The sequence below is a fragment of the Bacteroides gallinaceum genome, from assembly GCF_030373775.1.
In the GTDB taxonomy this organism is placed as follows: domain Bacteria; phylum Bacteroidota; class Bacteroidia; order Bacteroidales; family Bacteroidaceae; genus Phocaeicola; species Phocaeicola excrementipullorum.
In genome coordinates this window covers 1-3,200 of sequence record NZ_JAUDEN010000056.1, presented here as the reverse complement: position 1 = coordinate 3,200, position 3,200 = coordinate 1, and the positions used below count along the sequence as shown (strand labels likewise).

General features: G+C 60.9%; 2 rRNA genes. Both read right to left on the bottom strand.

The features are described from left to right. Window positions 1–7 precede the first annotated feature (7 nt). Window positions 8–116, bottom strand: a 5S ribosomal RNA gene (gene rrf, locus QUW60_RS14865). A gap of 50 nt (window positions 117–166) precedes the next feature. Further along, window positions 167–3,050 (bottom strand): 23S ribosomal RNA (locus QUW60_RS14860). Window positions 3,051–3,200 lie beyond the last annotated feature (150 nt).

The following is a 3,200-nucleotide window of genomic DNA, read 5'->3' as shown; positions in this document are numbered from 1 at the left end:
CCTCGGAATACGGCGGCGACCTACTCTCCCGCTTTCGCAGTACCATCGGCGCGCCGGAGCTTAACTGCCCTGTTCGGAATGGGAAGGGGTGGAGCCTCCGGGCTGTGGCCGCCTCAATGGGAAAGGAGAGGATGGACGGGAAGGACAGACGCGGAAGCTTGAACATCCAGGAAAGCGTGCGGGCAATTAGTAGCGCTCGGCTGAGGGCGTCTCCGCCCGTGCACCTGCGCCCTATCGACGTCATCGTCTCTGACGGCCCTGTGAAATCCAATCTTGCGGCCGGCTTCGCGCTTAGATGCGTTCAGCGCTTATCCGATCCCGACGTGGATACCCGGCGGTGCGCCTGGCGGCACAACCGGCAGACCAGAGGTCGGTCAGGCACGGTCCTCTCGTACTAGTGCCCGAGCCGCGCAAATTTCATGCGCCCGCGATAGATAGAGACCGAACTGTCTCACGACGTTCTGAACCCAGCTCGCGTGCCACTTTAATGGGCGAACAGCCCAACCCTTGGGACCTTCTCCAGCCCCAGGATGTGACGAGCCGACATCGAGGTGCCAAACCACTCCGTCGATATGAGCTCTTGGGAGGGATCAGCCTGTTATCCCCGGAGTACCTTTTATCCTTTGAGCGACGGCCCTTCCATGCGGAACCGCCGGATCACTATGCCCTGGTTTCCCACCTGCTCGGCATGTCTGCCTCCCAGTCAAGCGCCCTTATGCCATTGCACTCACAGGCCGGTTACCGATCGGCCCGAGGGCACCTTTGGAAGCCTCCGTTACGCTTTTGGAGGCGACCACCCCAGTCAAACTGCCCGCCAAGCGGTGTACCCCGCCGAGGGGGTTAGCGCCCGGACAAACGGAGGGCCGTATTTCAACGACGGCTCGGCGGACGCTGGCGCGCCCGAGTCGAAGCCTCCGGCCTATCCTACACACCGCGTGCCCAGGCGCAGCGCTAAGCTGCAGTAAAGGTTCACGGGGTCTTTTCGTCCCATCGCGGGTAATCGGCATCTTCACCGATACTACAATTTCACCGGGCTCACGGTCGAGACAGTGTCCGGATCATTACACCATTCGTGCAGGTCGGAACTTACCCGACAAGGAATTTCGCTACCTTAGGACCGTTATAGTTACGGCCGCCGTTTACCGGGGCTTCAGTTCAAGGCTTCTCCAGAAAGGATGACCTCTCCCCTTAACCTTCCGGCACCGGGCAGGTGTCAGGCTGTATACGGCTACTTTCGTATTGGCACAGCCCTGTGTTTTTGTTAAACAGTTGCCTGGACCTATTCTCTGCGCCCTCTCTTGCGAGGAGGGACCCTTTATCCCGAAGTTACAGGGTCAGTTTGCCTAGTTCCTTGACCGTGATTCACCCGAGCGCCTCAGTATGTTCTACCCGACCACGTGTGTCCGTTTCGGTACGGGTGCCCGCAGGGTGGAGCTTAGCGGATTTTCTCGGCGGCCTGGTTACCCGCGCTATCGGGGAGCCCCGAAGGGATCCCCGTACTTTCAGGTTCGGATCGGAGCCCGGACTTTCCTGGACTCCTCAGCTCCTACACCCTTAAACCGTCCATTCCGTCGGACGGCGGCGGTGCCACTCCCGCGTCCCCGCATCGCCCCTGCGGGCAGTGACGGAATCTTGACCGTCTCTGCCATCGGCCTCGCCGTACGCTTAGCCTTAGGGCCCGACTTACCCTGATCCGATTAGCGTGGATCAGGAAACCTTGGTCTTGCGGCGGGGGGGTTTCCCGCCCCCCTTATCGTTACTTATACCTGCATTTGCTTTTCCGTGCGCTCCACCGGAGCTCGCGCCCCGGATTCGCCGCGCACGGAATGCTCCCCTACCGACCTTAAGGTCCCGCGTCTTCGGCGGGAGGCTTATACCCGATTATTATCCATGCCCGGCCCCTCGACTAGTGAGCTGTTACGCACTCTTCAAACGAATGGCTGCTTCCAAGCCAACGTCCTAGCTGTCTCTGCGGCCGGACCCCGTTAAACTAACTGAGCCTCCACTTCGGGGCCTTGGACGGCGGTCAGGATTCTTCTCCTCTCGGGCGCGGACCTTAGCACCCGCGCCCTCACTCCCGGGCTGTGGGCGGCGCGCATTCGGAGTTTGTCAGGACTTGGCAGGCGGCGAAGCCCCCGCATCCTATCAGTCGCTCTACCTCGCGCCGCGAACGCCCGGGGCTGCACCTAAATGCATTTCGGGGAGTACGAGCTATCTCCGAGTTTGATTGGCCTTTCACTCCTACCCTCACCTCATCCGGAGGCTTTTCAACGCCTATCGGTTCGGACCTCCATCCGGCGTTACCCGGACTTCATCCTGGACAAGGGTAGATCACTCGGTTTCGCGTCTTCCGCCGCCGACTGAACGCCCTGTTCAGACTCGCCTTCGCTGCGGCTCCGGGGGTCGTCCCCCTTAACCTCGCCGGCGACGGAAACTCGCAGGTTCATTATGCAAAAGGCACGCCGTCACCTTCAATAGAAGGCTCCGACCGCTTGTAGGCGCACGGTTTCAGGTTCTATTTCAACCTCCTGTTCGGAGTGCTTTTCACCTTTCCCTCACGGTACTGGTTCGCTATCGGTCTCCCGGGAGTATTCAGCCTTGCCGGATGGGCCCGGCAGATTCAGACGGGATTGCACGTGTCCCGCCCTACTCAGGATCCCGCTACAGTCCGGGAAGGCTGCGCGTAAGGGGCTTTCACCCGCTGCGGCCGCGCGTTCCAGCGCGTTCCGCTCGCCTTCCAGAACCGACCTCGCGGTCCTACAACCCCGCAGGCGCCGAAACGCCTGCGGTTTGGGCTTCTCCCCGTTCGCTCGCCGCTACTGGGGGAATCACTGTTGTTTTCTTTTCCTGCGGGTACTAAGATGTTTCAGTTCCCCGCGTTGGCCTCCCGCAAAAGCGGGATGTCACCCCTTCAGGATGACGGGTTGTCCCATTCGGAAATCCGCGGATCAAAGGCTGCATGCGCCTCCCCGCGGCTTTTCGCAGCTTGCCGCGTCCTTCGTCGCCTCCGGGAGCCAAGGCATCCGCCGTGCGCCCTTAACTACTTTCCTGCGCCCCCGCATCTGCGGGGGGTATTTCGCCCGGACTTGCGTCCGGAGCTCGCTTTCGCGTCTGTCACATCATGTCATCGAACTCCTTTTGTGTGGAGAATAACGGATTCGAACCGTTGACCCCCTGCTTGCAAAGCAGGTGCTCTAGCC